Origin of the sequence: Exiguobacterium sp. s39 (genome assembly GCF_018618925.1) — a bacterium.
In the GTDB taxonomy this organism is placed as follows: domain Bacteria; phylum Bacillota; class Bacilli; order Exiguobacteriales; family Exiguobacteriaceae; genus Exiguobacterium_A; species Exiguobacterium_A abrahamii.
Genome location: NZ_JACSNA010000001.1, coordinates 81,051 through 97,730, shown reverse-complemented (window position 1 = coordinate 97,730; position 16,680 = coordinate 81,051). Strand labels below are relative to the sequence as shown.

Genomic DNA, 16,680 nt, shown 5'->3' with positions numbered 1-16,680 from the left:
TCACATTTCCCCTAGTTAAGTATTTTATTTTGTTTGACGTTGCATGCGTTTACGGTGAACGAGAAGAAGTATGAGCGCTAAAATCGGAGCAATCGCACCAATGGCGATGATCGACCACCAGTTGACTTGTGACTTTTCGATGACATAGCTGTTCGCACTATTTGCATCAAGCGTGATCTCATAGGCGTCACCATCTTGACGCACCAAGTCTGAAAATAAAAGTCCTCTTAAACGCTGGTCATCACCGATTTCTTTCGCAGACACGCGTAAGCTCGTCTTTTTTTCTCCAAGATTGATCGCGTAAACGACTTGTTGTTGTTTCGTCTCCCGTGAGTAGACTGCCATATGATCTGTTTTTGCGATCAAGCGTTGCTTCCCTGTTGCAAACGCTGGGTAGTCCTGACGCATCTCGTTCAACGTTTTTACGTACTGTTGCATCTTCTTGTTTTGATCAAATGTCATCATCATCCGGTTTCCAGGATCCTCGCCACCTGGCATCGCCACCTCTGTTCCTTGGTAGACGATTGGCATCCCCGGGGCAGCATAGAGTGCAAACAGCGCCAATCGAAGCTGCCGTTCCTCTTCGTCTGCTCCACCAATCTTTGCTTCCGTGATGAAGCGCTTGACATCATGATTATCAATGAAGGTTGCAAGTCCCTTGGCATTCGGATTAAACGTAGTATCTCGATTATAAACTGAATCGAGCTCTTCCGCTGAACCATTTTTGCGGGCAAACTGATCCTTGACTCCATAATAAAACGGGAAGTTCGTCACGGAATCAAAACCTAATTTTGAATAAGATGCGATTTTTCGCGGATCTCCATCGAATACTTCAGCCAACAAGAATAAGTCCGGATGCTTTTCTTTGACTGCTGGGATGAACGTTTCCCAAAAAGAGGCTGGCACATGGCGAACCGTATCGAGCCGGTATCCGTCTATACCCGTTTCATCGGCCCAGTAGTTCGCGACATCAACTAAATAATCGACGACTTCTGGATTTTCCGTATTGAAGTCCGGTAAATCGAACAGCCAGTTATTTTCGACTTCCGACGGGTTATTCCAGTTCATGATTGGTTGATTTTTATGGAACCACTCCGGTTTTTCTTTCACCATCGGATGATTTGGTCCTAAATGATTGACGACAAGATCAAGGACGACCTTGATATTTCGGTCATGAGCTTCCTTGACGAGGCGTTTAAACTCTTCCTTTGTTCCGAAGTGCGGATCAATCTCGTAATAATCATCCGTCCAGTATCCATGATAACCATTCGGACGGTTCTTAAAGATCGGCGTTAACCAAATCGACGTGAATCCCTTTTCCTTGATGTAATCGAGACGTTTCGTCACGCCTGCTAAATCACCACCTTGAAACGCTTTTGGATTTTCAGGATCCGCCTCTCGGTCATTACTCGGATCGCCATTCTCGAACCGGTCCACCATGATGAAATACATTCGTTCTTTTTCCCAACCTGCTGCTTCACCCGTCATCGGTTGAAGCCCGATAGACAAGAGAAGCGGCAAGAGGAGAAGCATTATGCCTCGTCTCATGCCGCTGATTTCCCCCTTATGATTATCCTTTTGTTCCACCTGCTGTCAATCCAGACACGAAGAAGCGCTGGAATGCGAAGAAGAGAAGAACGATTGGAACTGCTGATAATACGGCACCTGCCGCAAATAACGTGAAGTTATTGTCGAACTGCTCCGACACCATGTTGTACAACCCGACCGCAAGTGTCTGTTTCTCAGGAGAACGCAGGACGAGCGATGCTAAAATGAAGTCGTTGAATGGTGCCATGAAGTTGAACAACGCGATGACGGCGACCATCGGTTTTGCGAGCGGTAAGATGATTTGCCAGAAGATTCGTAAGTGACCGGCACCATCCATCCGTGCCGCCTCATCGAGTTCTTTTGGAATCGTATCGAAATATCCTTTTGCAAGATACGTATTCATTGGAATCGCGCCACCCGAGTAGAGTAGGATGAGCGCCAGATGCGTATCAAACAATTCTAACATATTAAGCAAGACATAAATCGCAATAATGGCAACGAATTGCGGTACCATCTGCAACACGAGGAACAAGATTAGTGAATTTTTCCGACCGACGAAGCGATAGCGTGAAAAAATGTATCCTGTTAACGTGATTAGCGCGACGGAGACGACCATCGTGATGACGGCAATCTTGATTGTGTTTAAATACCACATGCCATAATCCGTTTTTGATGGATCAAACAAATCGAAGTAGTGAATCAAAGTCGGATTACTTGGGAAGATATCCGATGTAATACTTTTCCCTGGGTTAAGTGAAGTCCCAACAACCCAAAGGAGTGGATAAACGATAATGATGGAGGCGATCGTCAAAATGAGATATGACAACGCCATGTTGATTCGGTTTTGTTTTCTCATATTAGATCATATCCTCATCTTTGAATGATTTTGAACGCTTGAACTGAATGACGGCAATCGTCATGATGAAGAACGACAACACAAGCGTGATCGCTGCTGCGAATCCATACTGCGGGTTCGCGCCAAGCGACAATTTGTAAATCCACGAAATCAAGATATCCGTTCCACCAGCCGATTGACCCGGCACTGCCGGTCCACCGTTGTTGAAGAGATAGATGATATTGAAGTTATTGAAGTTGAACGTATACTGCGTGATCAAGATTGGTGCTGTTGCGAAAAGAATCATCGGCAATGTGATCAAGCGGAACTTCTCTCCTGCTGTCGCTCCATCGATTGTTGCTGCCTCATAAAGATCTTCTGGTATCGACTGCAAGATCCCCGTCGTCAGTGTCATGATGTATGGGAAACCTAACCACCACTGAATCCCGATCAAGGCAAGCTTCGTATACGTCGGATCTGTCATCCAGTCGACACCGTCAGTAAGACCGATCGCTGGTAACAATGTCGTATTGAAGACACCGAATGTCTCATTGAACATCGAGCGGAAGATCAAAATCGTGATGAAGGCTGGTACTGCCCATGACAGGATCAAGATGGAACGGAAGAACCGTTTTCCTTTGAGTCCTTTTTGGTTAAGCAAGACTGCAAGTCCGATACCGATCGCGATGACACCTGTCGTCGAAGCGACGGTCCAGACAAGCGTCCAACCAAGAACGCTGACGAATGTATCGCGGAAAATATCAACCGTAAAGATATTCAAGAAGTTTTGAATCCCGATCCAGTCGACCAGCTTTGCTGGAGGCGAGTTGTTGAACTTATAGTTCGTAAAAGCAATCAAGAAAGTAAAGATTAACGGTAAGACGACTGTGAACACTAAAAGTACTAACGAAGGAATCAACATCGCATACGGGAATCCATTATCGCGGAAGTTCCGTAGTTGCATCTTCAAGGAAGGTACTTCAAGGTTCATGTCACGCAACTTACCGATTCGATACGCATCGATAAAGTTCCAGACGTAAATGGCGATACCAAAGACAAGTAAAATCAAGGCAATGATGCCCTCGACCATTAGAAAGATCGAGTGATCCCCCCTTACGCCTGGTACCTCACCGAGTGTAATCAAGCCCCAGATCGCTCCGCGATCGCCAGGACCATTTCCGGCTCCTTTGAAGAACAGTTCAAAGTTGACGAGAAAATATGATAGTACGACGACAAAAAATGTCGCGCCTTTAAGGAATTGTTTATTGTATAGTTGTCCTACTCCTGGAATGATCGACATCAGCGCCGCAATCGTGCGGTGGTTCGTCTTTTTTTCAGGCGTTGGATTCGTCGGGTGTGGTGTTGCAATCGCAGCCATCGTCCGTTCTCCTTTCCAAAGGTCATGTCTGACCTCAGGCTTCTCTTCCAACCATAAAGATGAGGGGGAATCCAAGATCCCCCTCTCTTTATCTCTTTTTCATGGATTCACACGTTCCATTTACGCTTATTGATTGTTAGCTTCGATTTGTTGCTTGATTTGTTTGACAGCATCATCAGCTGATTTTTGTGCGTCTTGTTTGTTTGTTGCAACAAGCTGAAGTGCTGCTGCCATTGGTTCCCAAACTTGACCCATCTCAGCGATGTTCGGCATTGGCACACCGTTTTGTGATTGTGCGAAGACTGCTGCTGCGACTTCGTTATCCTTGATTGCTGCATCTTCTTGAAGAGCAGTAACTGGTGGGATTTCATTGTATTTTTCGAACATTGCTTTAGCGTTTTCTTCACCTGTGAGTGATGCCAAGAACTTCTCAGCCCACTCTGCATTTTCCGAGTATGCTGAAATCGCGTATGTTTTTACACCAACGAATGTTTTGATCGGCTCACCGTTTGGAAGTTTCGGAAGTGCTGAAGCTCCGAGGTTGATACCTTTTTCTTTATAGCTCGCAACTGCCCATGGACCGTTCATGACAGCAACAGCTTTTTTATCGCCGAAGAGTTGATCAAGTGCTTGACCACCGCCACCACCGATAAGACCTTTCGGGAAGAGACCTTCTTTGTACCACTTGCCGATGTAATCCATACCTTCGACAGCACCTTCATTGTTCAAGCCGATATCTGCTGGATCCAATTTGCCACCGTTGTCTTTGAAGACATATCCACCGTATCCACCGATTGGACCGTGTGCGAAGTAGAAGTTATCCCAAAGCGCGAGGAATCCGTATTTGCCGTCTTTCTTTTGCTCTGTTGAGATCTTGTACAGATCATCCATTGAAGCTGGTGCTTCTTTTAATTCATCTTTATTGAAAAGGAGGATTGGTGTTTCAACTGCTTTCGGATATCCGTAGACTTTACCATCAAACGTTACTGCTGATTTCGCTGTATCGATGAATGGCTCAAGTGCTTTTTCGCCATCCTTGAGTTCCGCGATCAAGCCTTGGTCAACGACTGTACCGATTTGGTCGTGTGGAAGAAGCATGATATCCGGTCCTTTACCTGCTGGTCCGTCAAGTGCTACTTTCTTCTGCTGATCTGTCATCTTAACTTCTTTAACTTCAACTTTGACGCCTTCTTTTTCTTCGAACGCTTTAGCTGCCGCTTTAGTCGTTTCAGCTTTTTCAGTGTCTTCCCAGATGACGATCTTGCTTGGTTTTTTACTGCCCGAATCTGAAGATGATGATTCAGAATCCGATCCACCGCCACATGCTGCAAGCGCACCGATTGCCATGACAGATACAGAGAGACCTGCTACGAATTTTTTCATTTCCATGATTGAAATTTCCTCCCCAAGTTAACTTATGAATGATAAGTTTTAATGCACAACGTTTGCATAAAGGCACAACCATTTTCTCATGATAACAACCGAGTGGTTGTAAGCGTTTTATGAAAACGTTTGCATCACCTTTACATTTTTATTATACAATCTAAAATCCTTTTGACAAGTCCTTTTATTCAATTATTTTCTTACATTTCAAAAACTTTTTATTTTTGATTTCATTATTTGAATCAAACGCTAAAAAGAATAAGTGAATAAAAAGAAAACGTTTTCATTTTTATTGTTTGCACAACATGATGCAAACGATTGCATCATACTCTCGACTTTTATCAGGAATCCTTGATTTCACGGGATTGGAATTGACTTTAAGAAAGCGCTTTACTATTCTTAGGTCGAAGACATAATCAATACGATGCAAGCGATTGCGTTAAGGAGTGACTGCCATGTTCAAAGAAGCTGTGTTTCACCGTGCGATGTCTCCATTCGTCTATAAGTACGATGAGCGAACAATCCACATCCGTTTACAAACGAAAAAAAATGACGTTGATCGCGTCGATTTGATTTGGGGCGATCCATACGATTGGCATACTGAAAACCCAGATGCTGCCGATTGGAACTTCGATCCCTCAAAATCAAACTACTGGAATACATTTGAAACACCGATGAAGCGAAGTGGATCAGATGAATTATACGATTATTGGTTCATCGATGTCGTACCTCCTTTCCGTCGTCTACGATATGGTTTCCGTCTCCATGACGGTTCAACGAGTCATGTATTCACGGAACGTGGATGGTTCGATGAAAAACCGCTCGATGATACAGGCTACTATTTCTGTGTTCCTTTCCTTAATGCAGTCGACGTATTCACTGCACCAGATTGGGTCCAGGATACAGCTTGGTATCAAATCTTCCCAGATCGCTTTGCAAATGGCGATGCGACGAATGATCCAGCTGGTACACTTCCATGGAATAGTACAGCACCGACGACGACGAATCTTTTCGGTGGAGATTTCCAAGGAGTCATCGACCACATCGATTATCTCGTTGAACTTGGTATCACTGGTATTTACTTCTGCCCGATCTTCTTGGCGAAATCGAATCATAAATATGACACAATCGATTACTTAGAAATTGATCCACAGTTCGGTACGAAAGAGAAATTCAAGGAAATGGTCGATCTGTTACACGCACACGGGATTCGCATCATGTTAGATGCCGTTTTCAATCATGCCGGCTTCCACCATAAAGCATTCGCTGACATCCGTGAACATGGTAGTCATTCAACCTATAAAGAATGGTTCCATCTGCGTGATTTCCCGCTCGTGACAGAACCATTGCCGAACTACGATACGTTTGCTTTCGTACCTGAAATGCCGAAATTCAATACCGAGAACGATGAAGTAAAGTCATACTTACTCCATGTCGCCCGCTATTGGGTCGAAGAATTCGGAATCGATGGCTGGCGACTCGACGTCGCCAACGAGGTTGATCACGCATTTTGGCGTGATTTCCGTCAAGTCGTCAAGGAAGTCAACCCTGACACGTATATCCTTGGTGAAATTTGGCATGACTCACAGGAATGGTTGCTCGGTGACCAGTTCGACGCCGTCATGAACTATCCATTTACGAATGCCGCCTTGAACTTCTTTGCCTTGGATAAGACTAAAGCAAGCTCGTATGCGAACGATATGTCGCATGTATTGTTCTCAAACACGATGAATGTCAATGAAGTGACCTTTAATTTGATCGGTTCACACGATACACCACGTGCGTTGACGCGCGCTGGCAATAACAAACAGAAGCTTCGCCTTCTCTTGTTATCGATGTTGACGTTCTCAGGTAGTCCCGTCATCTATTATGGTGATGAAATCGGTCTCGATGGCGATCAAGATCCAGGCTGCCGAAAATGCATGCCGTGGGATCCAGAGGAGCAGGATCAGGAGTTATTCGCCTATACGCGACATTTGTTACAGCTTCGAAAGCAGCATAAGACGCTTGCGAACAAAGGACATATCTCTTTCGTTCATGCGAATGATGAGACGAATACAATCATCATGCGTCGCATGAGCCCGGAAGGATTGTATTATATCTACTTCAACAATTCAGATGCTCCCGTTTCGTTGACCGCTCCACAAGCTGGTCGGGGGCTTGATTTATTGACGAACACGCACCAGCAGACACTTGATGTCTCTCTCCCTGCGTATTCTGGAACGATCGTTCAAGTCTTATAACCATCTAAAAGCCTGTACACTCACCTTCTAAAAAAGAAGTTTTGTGTACAGGCTTTTTCTGTATCCGTTCTTCAGGAGAGAAACAAGTTAATGAATGCCATCGAATTAGGGTATAGGGTACAGAAAGGAGGACATCCTCCATGGAAATTTTCTTTTACGCCGGTCTCATCCTCATCGGCTTGTTTACGATCAGTTACTTGAGTGAACGATTCCACGTTCCGAGTATTCTAGCCTTCATCTTGATTGGAATCCTCCTTGGATTTTATTACGATCCTCCCGAAGAGCTGAAACTCGGAGGAGAAGCGGGCATCATCGTCCTGTTCTTTTTACTCGGTCTAAAATTTTCAGTGGCGGACTTGCTGATTCAGCTCCGTTCCATTTGGAAAGCGGGAGTCATCGATATTCTACTTTCGTTTGGTGGGACTATCCTGTTGACCCTATCGTTTGGCTTTTCAGTCGCCGAATCGTTTTTGATTGGCTGTGTCTTGTATGCGACGAGTTCTTCGATTTCTGCTCGGCTGCTCGATCGGGAACCGGATAAACATCAGGATGTGAATCGCTTCGTGCTGTCCTTACTCGTCTTCGAAGATTTGATGGCACCAATCCTACTGACGACGGCCCCGTTCGTTTTAGGGACTGAGACGTTCTCGGTTGCCAAAATCAGCATCATCTTTCTCGGGTTCGCCTTCTTATTCATTGCTTTAATCATCATGACGTTATTCATCCGAAGACGGAAACGTCTCGTCGATTCACTCTACCGTCATCCTGATGCCGGCATCGGAATCATCGGCTTGATTTTATTGTTTTCTGGAATTGGAATCTTATTTGGTCTATCCGAAGTACTTGGTGCCTTCATCATCGGTATTTTGTTAACCGAACTGGATGAGACGCGTTATCTTAGACGACTAGTCACGCCGTTCCAAGACTTATTATTACCATTGTTCTTTATTACATTCGGAATGTCATTCGAATTGACTGACGGATTACCGATTGATCTATTTTTCTTCGCTCTTGTCATTTGGGGAGTCGTCTCTAAATTTTTAGTCGGTTACCTCGGCGGAAGGTCCTTTGGTTTATCGAATTATCATGCGATCGAATCTGGCTTTTGTCTGGGTCCACGTGGTGAATTTTCGATACTTTTCATCACGCTCGCTAGTGGTGCATTCGTGACGTTGACTGGGATATACATTTTTGTTTCTGCTTTTCTCGGAATTCTATTATTCCGTATCTCTACAGGATTGACGAACCGTACACATGCGACCGCACGAAAAATCAAAAAGAAATTGAATTAAAAAGACGTCGGCGCATCGTGCGTTTCCGACGTCTTTCTTCTATAAAGTATGCTCGATTCATCGTCCGACAAAAACAGGGCGTTTTTTTTCGATGAAGGATTCAACAGCATGGCGATGGTCTTCCGTTTTTCCAGCACGTGACTGATAGATGATTTCTTGAGCAAGCATTTCCTCCAAGTTATTTTCATAACTCGCTGCTTGCAGCTGCTTGATGTACCCGATCACTTTTGTCGGACGATCTGCCAGCTGACGAGCAAACGCTGTGACCTCTTCTACAAATTTCTCTGATTCGATACTTCGTGTTGCTAGGTTGAGCGAAACGGCTTCGTCTGCTGAAATCGTGTCACCGAGTAACGCAAGCTCCGTTGCTTTTGCCGCACCGATTAGCCGAGGTAAGAAATACGGCGCTCCTGCATCCGGGACGAGACCGATATTGATGAATCCGAGCGACAATTTCGCTTCAGCGTGGACGAGCCGGAAATCGCAGGCGAGCGTTAGTGATAACCCAGCACCTGCCGCTACACCATTGATGGCAGCGATCGTCGGTTTCTTCGATTTAGCGAGTGCCCGAACGACAGGATGGTAATACTGCTGTAGATATTCACCATGATCGAGCTCAGGCGAGACGGTTTTCAAATCTTGCCCTGCACAAAATCCACGTCCTTCACCAGTCAAGACGATGACACGTACTTCCTCATCCTGATTCGCTTCTTCTAGAGCGTCTGCCAACTCCTCTAGTAAATTCGACGTTAATGCATTCAGTTGTTTGGGTCGAGCTAGCGTTAGCGTTGCAATTTGATCCTTGACGACATAATGCATTTCTCGTTTCATCGGATTCCCCTACCTTTAAAAAATGAATGATTGTTCATTATGATGTATTCGTGATATTTTATGAAAATCCTTTTAAATCTCTTTTTTTTCGATGAAAGACAAAAAACCCTCTTTCATTATGAAAATCGAAGGCGTATAGTTTCAAAAAGATAAAGAAACACTATTCGTTTTATGAAACAAAGGGGATTTATTTATGAAAACAGTCAAGCAACCAAGCTTATTCCACATTACGTGGCCATTATTCATCGAGATTGCCTTGCACATGAGCCTTGGGATCATTGCAACGTTGATTTTAAGTTATTACTCAGATAGCGCCGCTGCAGCAGTCGGTGTATCCAATCAAATTTTGAACATCTTCATTATTCTCTTTAACATCACCTCGGTCGGTGCAACGATCATCATTGGTCAGTACCTCGGTGCAAGAAAGACGCAAAACGCTCGTCAAACGGCTCGTTCTGCTTTTGCGATTAACTTGTATACCGGTCTCATCGTTTCTTTGACCGTCGTGTTGTTCGGAAGACAACTCCTTGGATTTTTCTCGTTAGAAGGAGAGACGCTCGTCTATGGCGAAACGTTCATTAAGATCGTTGGTCTGTTCCTTTTCTTAGAAGCCATCTCATTGACACTGGGTGCGATTCTCCGGAGTCATGGATTCACTAAAAATGCTATGTACGTCACGCTACTCATGAATTTCGTTAGTGCTTTTGGTAACGTCATCGCTGTTCTTGGACTCTTCGGCATTCCCGTTCTCGGTGTTGCTGGTGTCGCTTGGTCGATCGTCATCGCCCGAACAATCGCTGTCCTTGTGTTGTTCTTTGTCGTTTACCGCAAACTTTCTTTACGTTTTACAGTAAAAGACTTGATTCATTTTAATCGTGAGGATGTGAAACGAATCATGAACATCGGAATCCCATCTGCTGGTGAAGGGATCTCATATCAATTCTCACAACTCATCATCACAGGATTCATCGCAACAATTGGTGAAGCAGCATTGTCTGCTCGTGTCTATGTATCAAACATCACGATGCTTTGTTTCCTATTTACGCTTGCCATCGCTCAAGGAACGCAGTTACTCGTCGCACGCCAAGTTGGTGCTCAACAATTTGAACAAGCATATGGACGTGCTGTGAAAACATTGAAGATTGCTGTTTTCGCAAGCTTCATCTCAGCTGTCGCTCTTGCTTCATTCGGTTCATCGATTCTATCAGTGTTCACATCGAGTCCTGAAATCATTGCAATCGGTATCCCACTACTCTGGGCAAGCGTCATTCTTGAACCAGGTCGCGCGATGAACATCGTGCTCATGGGAACTCTTAAATCGGCAGGAGATGTTCGTTTCCCTGTCGCCATCGGTATTCTATCGATGTGGGGAATCGCGGTCGTCCTCAGTTATACACTTGGTCTTGGTTTCGGTCTCGGTTTACTTGGAATCTGGATTGCCTTCTCTGCTGACGAATGGTTCCGTGGCATTTTCGCCATGAAACGTTGGCACGGACGGAAATGGGTCCAATACTCACTCGTCAAAGGAGAAACACATGAGCAAAACGAACGTCGAGAGGCTTCTGAAGCAGTCTAAGATTGACTTCGAATCCCTCACTTATCCTGTTGATCTTGATGATTTATCTGCTGAAGCCGTCGCTAGAAAGATTAATTACCCCCTTTCGACCATTTTTAAAACCCTTGTTTTGAAAATGGTCGAAAATAAATATGTCTTCGTCGTCATTTCGGGGGAAGAAGAACTCTCTCTAAAGGCAGCGGCTAAAGCATTGCATTCGAAAAAAGTCGCGCTTGTTCCGATGAAGGAGTTAGAAGACCTGACTGGCTATATTCGAGGTGGTGTCTCTGCCATCGGTGCTAAGAAGAATTTTCCGGTTCTCTTATCGGATCGTGCTATCCATGAACCATTCATCATCATATCCGCTGGAAAACGTGGACATCAAGTTCGGTTGAATCCTCATGATTTTTTATCTTTCACTCAGGGGATTCTCTTTACGAACGGCTGAATTCCATCTCCTAATTATGGTATGATGAGTAGTATCGATGAAGTGGCAGGAGGAATCATTTTGTGGAAAGATCGTGTTCGTAATTCAATACCCAACCTATTTACGTTCGGAAATCTGTATTGTGGTTTTTTAGCCATCGTCATGGCAGCAAAAGGTGATTTTCAAAATGCCACCTTACTAATCGTCATCGCGATGATGCTTGATAGTCTGGACGGACGCCTTGCTCGGATGCTTGGTGTAGCAGGCGACTTCGGAAAAGAACTGGACTCATTAGCAGATATCGTGACATTCGGTGTCGCACCTGCAATGATGGCCTACTATACGTATTTCTATGAATTCGGAGAAGTTGGTTTACTAATCTCTGCTCTGTTTCCGTTGTTTGGCGCATTTCGTCTTGCCCGTTTTAATTTATCGGCAACGAATGTGGCATCTGCTTATTTTTCAGGTGTACCGATTACAGCGGCAGGTGGTATTTTGGCCGTCGTCACGTTGTTTAGCGGACGAATGAACGACTTGATGGTCCCACTCGTTTTTACAGGTCTTGCCTTCTTGATGGTCAGTCGTGTCAAGATTCCAAGTTTTAAAGACATTCCCGTTCCGCGCCATACGTTCGTCATCACCTTTACGTTGCTATACGTGACGTATGTCATGATTGCGCGTAGCAATGAGTGGTCTACGTTTTGGTTCGTTGCTGTTCCGTTGTATATCGCGTTTCTCCTTTTCTCGTTCATCAAAAAGAAGAAGCAAAAACAACATTCAAACGGATGATGATAGGAAGTGGTTCGGTTTCTCTTACGAGAAGCCGGACCACTTTTTTTATAAGACCGCTTCTCCCTCGCTCGTTTTCAAGATATATGGGTATACTTATGACAGAAGCTATTTTGGAAATGGAGGAATGTCACGCATGGAGCAGTTTCATAAACGTCTTTGGATTTTCTTTTCGATTTGGTTCACCATCGGTTTGATCTTAGTTGGTTTTTCGTTACTTCCCCCTTGGCTCGAGTGGGCCAATGCCGTCTTTTTATTCGCTTCCGGCTTATACGCAGCTCTCTATTTTTGGCATGTCTTACCGAAGGGGCGTCTTGTCATCCCCTTTATCTTCTTTGGTTCGATCATCATTGAGTCGATTGGGGTCCATACCGGTTGGCCGTTTGGAACATATCGTTACGAGTCGGATTTCGGTGTCCAATTATTAGGTGTGCCGATTACGATCGGGGCTGCATGGCTATCGGTCATGGGGGCGAGTCTCGCTTTCTCCCGTTTGTTCTCGTTTCGCTATAGTACATTGATTCTCGTTCCATTGTTTGCCGTCTGGCTCGATTTAGCAATCGATCCTGTTGCTGCTAACGTGAAATCGTATTGGCTTTGGCAAGACGGTGGCTGGTATTACGATATTCCGACACAGAATTTCTTCGGGTGGTATGGAACGGCGCTCGTCTTTTCCTTTTTCATCAATCGATATCAAGTCAAGGCGACGGATGCCGCACTCGAACAAAACAATCAGTATCTCTTTTTGATGTTGCACACTTTATTCGGTGTAACAGCAGGAGTTGCTGGTCTCTATGGCGTCACTTTGGTCAGCTTAAGTGCATTCATCGTCTATTTCATTGTGAAACGAGGGGTTATCGTTGAAAGAAGCAAACAAAAGCAAATTAGCTGAATCCGTATTTCATACGTATGTCGATCATGCTTTGATCCGACGTCATTTCCACCGTGTCTTATATCGAGCAGACGATCTACCTGTCCCTGGTCTCATGCTTGCTACACACAGTTCTTGGTGGGACGGTATGATTCTTTTTCATTTGGATCAGACCTGTTTCCATCACGACCCCTATGTCATGATTGATCAAGCAGGGCTTGCTCGTTTCCCGTTCTTCTCCCGTCTCGGAGCTTTCTCTGTTGACCGGACATCATTCGCTGATATCAAGACAAGCCTTCATTATGCAAAAGAACGACTTCAAAATGGCAGCAGCGTCTGGATGTTTCCTCAAGGCGAGGAACGTCATCAAGAGGACCGTCCGCTTCGCTTAGCAAGTGGTGCCACACATTTGACGCGTCATACGGATCACGTGTCTCTCGTCGCCTTTTATTATTCATATGGTCATGAACAGCAACCGGACGTCTATATCCGGACGCGTCGCTTTCGTCCATTACCTAACGAACGGTCAAGTGCTCAGGCAAAACGACTGACGGTAGAACTAACTGCTTTATACGACGACATTCGAGCAGATGCAATTGCGGAACGTGTTGATTTGTATCTCTGTATCTCTACCCGAAGGGAACCACTTCCTGCACGAACGGAGCGCTGGTTACGGGCCCTTCGGTCATGAGTTGGTTCTTTCTCTTCTTCGCTCTAGCTGTCTGTCTCTATACATGGATTAATTTAGCTTTTCTACCACGATTAACGGCTCCCGTTCAACCAGATAGTCTAGCAATTTGCATCCCTTTACGTAATGAGGAGCGTAATGTACGAAAATTATTAGACGCATTAGAACCCGCTCTGAAACCAGAGATGCACGTTTACTTATATGAAGACCGCTCGACCGATCGGACGCGCGAGTTATTGCTCGATCGAATCGGTCAAGACGACCGTTTTACAGTGATTGATGGTCTTCCCTTACCAGCTGGCTGGGCAGGAAAGGTCCATGCGTGTCATCAACTCGCGAAACGAACGACAGAGGACTATCTGTTATTTCTCGATGCTGATGTGACATTGACACCTGATGCGATTTGTCGCTTATACGGAACGTTACGAACAGAACGAGCTGTTTTCCTTTCCGGTTTCCCGTCCTTTCCTGTACCGACGTTTCTAGGGAAGTGTTTGATTCCGATGCAACATGTTCTTATCGCGCAGCATCTTCCGATTCCGTTTCGCAAGGTGAAACATCCAGCGTTTGCTGCAGCCAACGGCATGGTCGTTCTCGTCGAACGACACGCGTATGACCAAGTCGGTGGACATGAAAGCATCCAATCGGCTCTCGTTGACGATTTAGAACTTTGTCGTACATTTAAACGACACGGGTTGACGACGACGCTCGTCGAAGTCGCCCCAGCAGTTTCTTGCGATATGTACGCCACGAACGAAGAAGTCTGGCAAGGTTTTCTAAAGAATGTCTTTCGTGGGATGAACGATTCTTATATCGTCGGATCATACTTTCTACTCTTTTACTTGGTTCAAGCAAGTGTCCTACCTTATCTCATCCTCCACCCATCCTGGCAGATGGGTGGCGCACTGATTCTTCTTTATTTAGCACGATTCCGGATCGATCGTGCGGCACGAATCCGACATGTTTGGTGGCTCCATCCACTGGCGGTATTCCTTTATGTCATCTTGCTAGCAAGTGCGATGATTCGAAGCTTTAGGAAACGGGAAATCACATGGAAGGGTAGGACCTATTCGTAAGGAGGAATCAGTATCATGAAACATATAGCTGTCATCGGAGCCGGTCTTGGTGGACTCAGCGCTGCTATCTCATTAGCAGCAAAAGGATTTCGCGTCACGGTCATCGAGCGCAATACACATATCGGTGGCAAAATGATGCCGATCGTCACAGAAGGACATCGCTTCGATTTTGGTCCGAATACGATCACGATGCCGGAAGTTTTTCAGTCTGTCATTCTTGAATCCGGTGCGGATCCCGATGAGTACTTTACATTCACGAAACTTGAACGTCATACGGTCAATCATTTTTCCGACGGAAGAACATTAACATTTTCGTCTGGACGCGAAGCGATGCGGACAGAAGTAGATCGTTTCACGAACGGTCAGTTGGCGAAGAACGATATTACAGGTTACCAAGAAGAAGTGGCGAAGTTGCATACGATCGCAAAACAACAATTCTTTACGAATATTGATTCGTATATCCGCCCCTCCCTCTGGCGAGACATGTTGAAAGTGCATCCCTTTCAAAACCTTCATGGGTTGCATAAGCACTACTTTAAGGATAAAGGGTTAATTCAGGCACTCGATCGTTATGCGACGTATATCGGGAGTAGTCCGTATCAAACACCCGCTACCTTCAGTTTAATTGCTCATTTAGAACTAAATGACGGTGTCTACTTCACAAATGGTGGTAATACAGCAATCGCAGAAGGGTTCGCCCGACGTGCAAAAGAACTAGGTGTCGTCTTCCGTCTTGGCGATGAAGTGACACAGATCGAAGTCGTCGATGGACAAGCAACGGAAATTGAATTGAATCACTTGGAATATCTCCCGGTTGACTTCGTCGTCATGAACGGTGATTTGTTGACACAATATCCACGTCTGATCTCAGAAACGGCACGACCTGATTTTAAAAATCCGACACCTGCTCAAGTCGAACCGTCGATTTCTGCCTATGTCCGATGTATCGGTCTCTCACGTCGGATCGAAGGGCTGGCTCATCATAACGTCTTCTTCTCTTCGGATTACGAAGCTGAGTTCAAGGCACTCTTTGATGAAAAACGTTACGCTGAGGAGCCGACGATCTATATCTCGAATTCTTCCGTCACAGCACCAGAAATGGGACAAGCGGGTGATAACTTATTCGTGCTCGTCAATGCACCTGCAACGGATACTGGACATGCGATTGATTTTGATACGTATGATCAACTGATCAATCAGCGATTGCAGTCCTTTGGGATTGATATTTCATCTGATGTCGTCTTCGAGCAACGGGTCACGCCACAGGATATCGAACAAACCTTCTTTGCCTATCACGGCTCATTGTATGGCTTGTCATCCAATGGCATCCGGTCGTCTTTCCTCCGTCCGAGCAACCGTTCAAAGAATGTTCACAATTTGTTTTTTGCTGGTGGATCAACGCATCCTGGTGGTGGTAGTCCAATGGTGACGCTTTCAGGAAAACTAGCAAGTGAACGAATCGTCTCTGCTGTCGCCGCTACCCTGTGAACGTTATGTGAATTGCATATCAATCACTTGTACGGACAACTAAGATTTGATACGATTACTTCGAGTTCAAGAGGTAGTGATTGACCCCACATCCTCAATCAAGCGCAAGGTGACTTCCCCGAGTCAAGAGCGTTGAAGAACTTATTTTTTCTAACCAGCGAAATCAAATGGGACCCACCCATTTCATCACGTGACTCATCGTGTGTCCATTCGCATGACTTACGACGTTCCCCCTTAGATCGTCTCATCCGAATGGTCTACAGATAGCTCGATAAA

General features: G+C 45.2%; 14 protein-coding genes. 9 read left to right on the top strand and 5 right to left on the bottom strand.

Features of this window, described 5'->3' with window-relative positions:
* Positions 1-24: 24 nt before the first annotated feature.
* The 4 genes from KNQ11_RS00520 to KNQ11_RS00505 form a co-directional block, all read right to left on the bottom strand.
* Positions 25-1,548, bottom strand: a complete 1,524-nt coding sequence (locus KNQ11_RS00520) for an alpha-amylase family glycosyl hydrolase (RefSeq protein WP_214768961.1) — start codon at positions 1,546-1,548, stop codon at positions 25-27.
* 22 nt (positions 1,549-1,570) lie between these two features.
* Entirely contained in the window at positions 1,571-2,404 is an 834-nt protein-coding gene (locus KNQ11_RS00515; RefSeq protein WP_050677686.1) for a sugar ABC transporter permease, read from the bottom strand.
* Between the two features lies 1 nt (position 2,405).
* Positions 2,406-3,761, bottom strand: coding sequence for a carbohydrate ABC transporter permease (locus KNQ11_RS00510; RefSeq protein WP_023467408.1), 1,356 nt, complete (start codon positions 3,759-3,761; stop codon positions 2,406-2,408).
* A 126-nt stretch (positions 3,762-3,887) separates the two neighbouring features.
* The gene (locus KNQ11_RS00505; RefSeq protein WP_193749045.1) at positions 3,888-5,144 is read right to left on the bottom strand and encodes an extracellular solute-binding protein; all 1,257 of its coding nucleotides are present in this window, start codon (positions 5,142-5,144) and stop codon (positions 3,888-3,890) included.
* A gap of 455 nt (positions 5,145-5,599) precedes the next feature.
* Between KNQ11_RS00505 and KNQ11_RS00500 the strand changes: the two genes are divergently transcribed.
* Complete coding sequence (locus KNQ11_RS00500) at positions 5,600-7,387, top strand: glycoside hydrolase family 13 protein (RefSeq protein WP_214768958.1); 1,788 nt, start codon at positions 5,600-5,602, stop codon at positions 7,385-7,387.
* Between the two features lie 140 nt (positions 7,388-7,527).
* Positions 7,528-8,679 (top strand): cation:proton antiporter, encoded by a 1,152-nt coding sequence (locus KNQ11_RS00495; protein WP_214768955.1) that lies wholly within the window; start codon positions 7,528-7,530, stop codon positions 8,677-8,679.
* Between the two features lie 57 nt (positions 8,680-8,736).
* On the opposite strand, the gene KNQ11_RS00490 is transcribed toward KNQ11_RS00495, so the two are convergent.
* The gene (locus KNQ11_RS00490; protein ID WP_064300354.1) at positions 8,737-9,510 is read right to left on the bottom strand and encodes an enoyl-CoA hydratase/isomerase family protein; all 774 of its coding nucleotides are present in this window, start codon (positions 9,508-9,510) and stop codon (positions 8,737-8,739) included.
* Between the two features lie 193 nt (positions 9,511-9,703).
* On the opposite strand from KNQ11_RS00490, the gene KNQ11_RS00485 reads away from it, so the two are divergent.
* The 7 genes from KNQ11_RS00485 to KNQ11_RS00455 all read left to right on the top strand — a co-directional run bounded on the left by KNQ11_RS00485 (position 9,704) and on the right by KNQ11_RS00455 (position 16,404).
* On the top strand, positions 9,704-11,086 hold the full coding sequence (locus KNQ11_RS00485) for an MATE family efflux transporter (protein ID WP_058265055.1): 1,383 nt from the start codon (positions 9,704-9,706) through the stop codon (positions 11,084-11,086).
* Positions 11,046-11,513: a Cys-tRNA(Pro) deacylase gene (gene ybaK / locus KNQ11_RS00480; RefSeq protein ID WP_064300355.1), complete on the top strand. Its 468-nt coding sequence runs from the start codon at positions 11,046-11,048 to the stop codon at positions 11,511-11,513. Before KNQ11_RS00485 ends, ybaK begins: the two co-directional genes overlap by 41 nt.
* Positions 11,514-11,534: 21 nt before the next feature.
* Entirely contained in the window at positions 11,535-12,281 is a 747-nt protein-coding gene (gene pssA / locus KNQ11_RS00475; RefSeq protein ID WP_174316042.1) for a CDP-diacylglycerol--serine O-phosphatidyltransferase, read from the top strand.
* Positions 12,282-12,417: 136 nt separating this feature from the next.
* On the top strand, positions 12,418-13,173 hold the full coding sequence (locus KNQ11_RS00470) for a carotenoid biosynthesis protein (RefSeq protein ID WP_023467400.1): 756 nt from the start codon (positions 12,418-12,420) through the stop codon (positions 13,171-13,173).
* Positions 13,142-13,843 carry a lysophospholipid acyltransferase family protein gene (locus tag KNQ11_RS00465; RefSeq protein ID WP_251139599.1) on the top strand — a complete coding sequence of 234 codons (702 nt, stop codon included), beginning with the start codon at positions 13,142-13,144 and terminating at the stop codon, positions 13,841-13,843. The genes KNQ11_RS00470 and KNQ11_RS00465 overlap by 32 nt, the downstream gene beginning before the upstream one ends.
* The gene (locus KNQ11_RS00460) at positions 13,840-14,916 is read left to right on the top strand and encodes a glycosyltransferase family 2 protein (RefSeq protein WP_214768952.1); all 1,077 of its coding nucleotides are present in this window, start codon (positions 13,840-13,842) and stop codon (positions 14,914-14,916) included. The genes KNQ11_RS00465 and KNQ11_RS00460 overlap by 4 nt, the downstream gene beginning before the upstream one ends.
* 15 nt (positions 14,917-14,931) lie before the next feature.
* Positions 14,932-16,404, top strand: coding sequence for a phytoene desaturase family protein (locus KNQ11_RS00455; RefSeq protein ID WP_035398446.1), 1,473 nt, complete (start codon positions 14,932-14,934; stop codon positions 16,402-16,404).
* Positions 16,405-16,680 lie beyond the last annotated feature (276 nt).

Bases quoted from the DNA above. Each gene is read 5' to 3' on its own strand.
- KNQ11_RS00520 (WP_214768961.1), bottom strand. From the start codon at position 1,548: ATGAGACGAGGCATAATGCTTCTCCTCTTGCCGCTTCTCTTGTCTATC.
- KNQ11_RS00515 (WP_050677686.1), bottom strand. From the start codon at position 2,404: ATGAGAAAACAAAACCGAATCAACATGGCGTTGTCATATCTCATTTTG.
- KNQ11_RS00510 (WP_023467408.1), bottom strand. From the start codon at position 3,761: ATGGCTGCGATTGCAACACCACACCCGACGAATCCAACGCCTGAAAAA.
- KNQ11_RS00505 (WP_193749045.1), bottom strand. From the start codon at position 5,144: ATGAAAAAATTCGTAGCAGGTCTCTCTGTATCTGTCATGGCAATCGGT.
- KNQ11_RS00500 (WP_214768958.1), top strand. From the start codon at position 5,600: ATGTTCAAAGAAGCTGTGTTTCACCGTGCGATGTCTCCATTCGTCTAT.
- KNQ11_RS00495 (WP_214768955.1), top strand. From the start codon at position 7,528: ATGGAAATTTTCTTTTACGCCGGTCTCATCCTCATCGGCTTGTTTACG.
- KNQ11_RS00490 (WP_064300354.1), bottom strand. From the start codon at position 9,510: ATGAAACGAGAAATGCATTATGTCGTCAAGGATCAAATTGCAACGCTA.
- KNQ11_RS00485 (WP_058265055.1), top strand. From the start codon at position 9,704: ATGAAAACAGTCAAGCAACCAAGCTTATTCCACATTACGTGGCCATTA.
- ybaK (WP_064300355.1), top strand. From the start codon at position 11,046: ATGAGCAAAACGAACGTCGAGAGGCTTCTGAAGCAGTCTAAGATTGAC.
- pssA (WP_174316042.1), top strand. From the start codon at position 11,535: ATGATGAGTAGTATCGATGAAGTGGCAGGAGGAATCATTTTGTGGAAA.
- KNQ11_RS00470 (WP_023467400.1), top strand. From the start codon at position 12,418: ATGGAGCAGTTTCATAAACGTCTTTGGATTTTCTTTTCGATTTGGTTC.
- KNQ11_RS00460 (WP_214768952.1), top strand. From the start codon at position 13,840: ATGAGTTGGTTCTTTCTCTTCTTCGCTCTAGCTGTCTGTCTCTATACA.
- KNQ11_RS00455 (WP_035398446.1), top strand. From the start codon at position 14,932: ATGAAACATATAGCTGTCATCGGAGCCGGTCTTGGTGGACTCAGCGCT.